This is a genomic window from Romboutsia timonensis (assembly GCF_900106845.1).
In the GTDB taxonomy this organism is placed as follows: Bacteria; Bacillota; Clostridia; order Peptostreptococcales; family Peptostreptococcaceae; genus Romboutsia; species Romboutsia timonensis.
Map to the genome: position 1 here is coordinate 1,077,159 of NZ_LT629850.1, position 3,383 is coordinate 1,080,541.

Here is a 3,383-nt window from a genome sequence, read left to right on the forward strand (position 1 = left end):
CCAAGAAGTAAAACATTAACTTTAGCTTCAAAGACTTTAGCTGATATGTTTAATCCATTAGACTATATAGGTGAAAATATAAAGGATATTAGAGTAGAACTAGAGACAAAAGTAAGTAAGAAATTAAATGAAATCAAGACTAAGTATGGAATTGGAGAGAGCCCAATAGGAGATGTATCGTGGTATATTAATGCTCCTCTAATATGGGATGGAGAGATTTTAGATGTAAACCATAGAGACATGCCAATCGATACAGCTAAGGTTATAACTAATATGATAATTGGTTCACCTGCAGTTTGTGCTATGAGGATATTCAATGATAAGAATATGGCTGAAAAATTAGGTGAGCTATTTGTAAGTTTATTTAATAAGCCGGAATCAATTGCTGCAGTTGATCTATTCTATGAAAGAAGAAGTGAAAGAACATATTACAAAAATGTATTAGCTTACTTGGTAGATGGAAATATACAAGCTGTTTTAGATGAGTATGCACATTCTTTAGGCGTAAAAGGTGAAGATTTAATAGAACAAATATCAGAAGGGATGAATCTTAGAACTTCTACTTTAGATATAGATACTTATGAGTCTTTCGTAGGCAAACGAAAAAAATCAGGACTTAGAGCTCACTTTGCAGTAGGATACTACAATGCAAAAGGTGATAATGATAATATTCAACGTACAGAGAATATAAGAGCAGCTTTTAATTCACCTTTCAGGCCATTTGTACTTGCAACTACTTCTATAGGCCAGGAGGGATTAGATTTTCATTTGAATTGTAGAAAAATAGTACATTGGAATTTACCATCTAATCCTATTGATTTAGATCAAAGAGAAGGTAGGATTAATAGATTTAAGTGCTTAGCTATAAGGCAAAATATTGCTAAAAAATATGGGGATATAAAGTTTAAACAAGATATATTGGAAGAAATGTTTGATGAAGCAAGTAAACAAGAAAAAGGAGAAAATTCAGATTTGGTACCTTACTGGAGCTTAGCTAATATTAATGAGGAAACTATTAAAATAGAGAGAATAGTTCCAATGTATCCTATGAGTAAAGATCAAGTTAAATATAATAGGTTAATTAAAGTTCTATCTTTATATAGATTAACTTTAGGGCAACCTCGACAAGAAGAGCTTCTCAATTCACTAGGTAGTAACTTTGATAATGAAGATAATATAGATGACTTATTTATCAATTTAAGTCCATTTAAACATAGTAATGAAAATAATAAATCATTTGTGTAAACTTGGTGTAGAAATACTGTTATATGTATGAATAAATAGTTTCATTAAATAAAGTTATTATTTATATCATTAACTATTATGAAAAATAACTAGGATAAAGAATTTTAATGTAATACAACCATAACTAATTAAATAGAATATAATTATAAGATGAATTAATTTAGCAACTATAAAATAAGTATTTATATATAATAAGCAGAAGAAGGGAGGATTATAATGAAGTTATCACAAGCTCTTATAATAAGATCAGACTATCAAAACAAAATATACGAATTAAAAAAACGAATAATCAATAATTCAAAAGTACAAGAAGGGGAAAATGTATCTGAAGATCCAATGAAATTGTTAAAAGAGCTAAATAGAGTAATAGATGAGTTAGATATAATAACAAAAAGAATAAATAAAACTAACAATGAATCCTTGTTTGAAGATAATATAACTATAGCAGATGCAATATGTACAAGAGACACTATAAAGAAAAAAAGAAATGCAATAGTAGCAATAATAGAAGAAGCAACGATAAAAGTAGATAGATATAGCCAATCTGAGGTAAAGTTTATATCTACAGTAAGTATAGAACAATTACAAAAACAAAGTGATTTACTAGCAAAAGAGTTCAGAGAAATAGATATGAAAATACAAGAAAAAAATTGGACTACAGAATTATTGTAGTCTGAAAAGCTGGTAGCCTTTCTAAAAGTGAACATTAAACCTAAATGGAAAGGGTTAAATTTCCATTATTTAACAGATATGTATCTAAAGGTGATACAAATTATAAANTAGAAAATCACTAGACTATAAAACACCAAATGAGGTTATAAAAGAAGCAACTGGATTTGAAAGCTTACTTACATTTGCTTAGTGATTCATAAGTAATTTGTCTGATTTAAATTGACAATTCAGGTCTTAAAATATGGCGTCTTGATTCGCTACCTATGGGTAGTGAAAAAATATATATTAATTTTGGTATTAAATATGAGGTATTATAGATTTGTTTTTTAAAGAGTGATATAAGCGTAAATAAAGTATGTATACTCATATATATAGTAAAATATAGTCTATGCTATAACTATGGAGGAAAGAAAAAATTATTTTTTATAATTTATTAAAATTTGTAGTAGTCATAATTTTTTCATATGGTAAAATATTTGATGATTAATAAAAAATAATTTACAAACAAGATATAACTTGTATAATTAATATTATAAGTATTTATAATATTTGTAGTACAGGTACTATAGTAGACCAAATTAATGAATTAAAAGAATCATTAAGAAATGATGAAAATCTATTTGAATGCTTGAAGTATTTAAGACTAAATGTTTTTAGCTTGGATAGAGATTTTGAAAAAGTAGTTATAGAAAAATTTGAGAAAGAAATAAAAGAACACCTAATGGATATTAAAGATGTTGAGTCAGGAAAAGTAATAAAAACAATTAGTCAAAAAAATATAGAATTAGAAAAAGAGGATGAGAAAAAAATTAAAGAATATGAAGAAATAAGTCGTATAAATTCAAGTTATTGGTCTGATTATGAAGATAGTATTAGAGAAGTAAGAGGGTTAGATAAAGATTGCACTATATTTTAGATGATAACAAATATATATTAATATAAATAAATTAGTGATGAGGAAGATATTATAAAAGCAGTTTATTCTTAAATAGAAATCAGATTCAAAATTATAAAGATATTTCTATGAATAATGCTAGATTAGAAAATTTAAAGGAGATATTATTTAAAAATGAATTTGAAAAATTGTTATGGATACCGTCTTCAAAACCATATTATATAACTAATAGTATCTTTGATAAAAATACTAATGCATCTAAAATTTTAATTTTTTCTTCATGGGAAATGGTTCCTAAAATGATTGCAGGAATGATATCTTACGAGGCTGAAAGGCTTACTGTTGGAAAGTTATATAACAGTGAAAAAGAAAAGTCAGGTAAAGGATACTTCATAGAAGAAGATAAAAGAAAATTTCTTAGACCAAGGCTTATAGGACCAAGAAGTAAAACATTAACTTTAGCTTCAAAGACTTTAGCTGATATGTTTAATCCATTAGACTATATAGGTGAAAATATAAAGGATATTAGAGTAGAACTAGAGACAAAAGTAAGTAAGAAATTAAATGAAAT

4 protein-coding genes are annotated in these 3,383 nt (G+C 26.3%); all 4 read left to right on the forward strand.

All coding sequences use genetic code 11. From position 1 onward, the window contains the following. Positions 1–1,245: helicase-related protein (locus BN7997_RS07650; RefSeq protein WP_278335246.1), on the forward strand; the 1,245-nt coding region annotated here is incomplete at its 5' end. Between the two features lie 216 nt (positions 1,246–1,461). Continuing rightward, a complete protein-coding gene (locus tag BN7997_RS07655; protein ID WP_071120235.1) occupies positions 1,462–1,917 on the forward strand; it encodes a DIP1984 family protein in 456 nt (151 codons plus the stop codon). Between the two features lie 658 nt (positions 1,918–2,575). Then, entirely contained in the window at positions 2,576–2,833 is a 258-nt protein-coding gene (locus BN7997_RS07660) for a hypothetical protein (RefSeq protein ID WP_071120236.1), read from the forward strand. A 107-nt stretch (positions 2,834–2,940) separates the two neighbouring features. After that, positions 2,941–3,383 (forward strand): hypothetical protein (locus BN7997_RS15765; protein WP_330385871.1); only part of this gene is annotated, 443 nt, incomplete at its 3' end.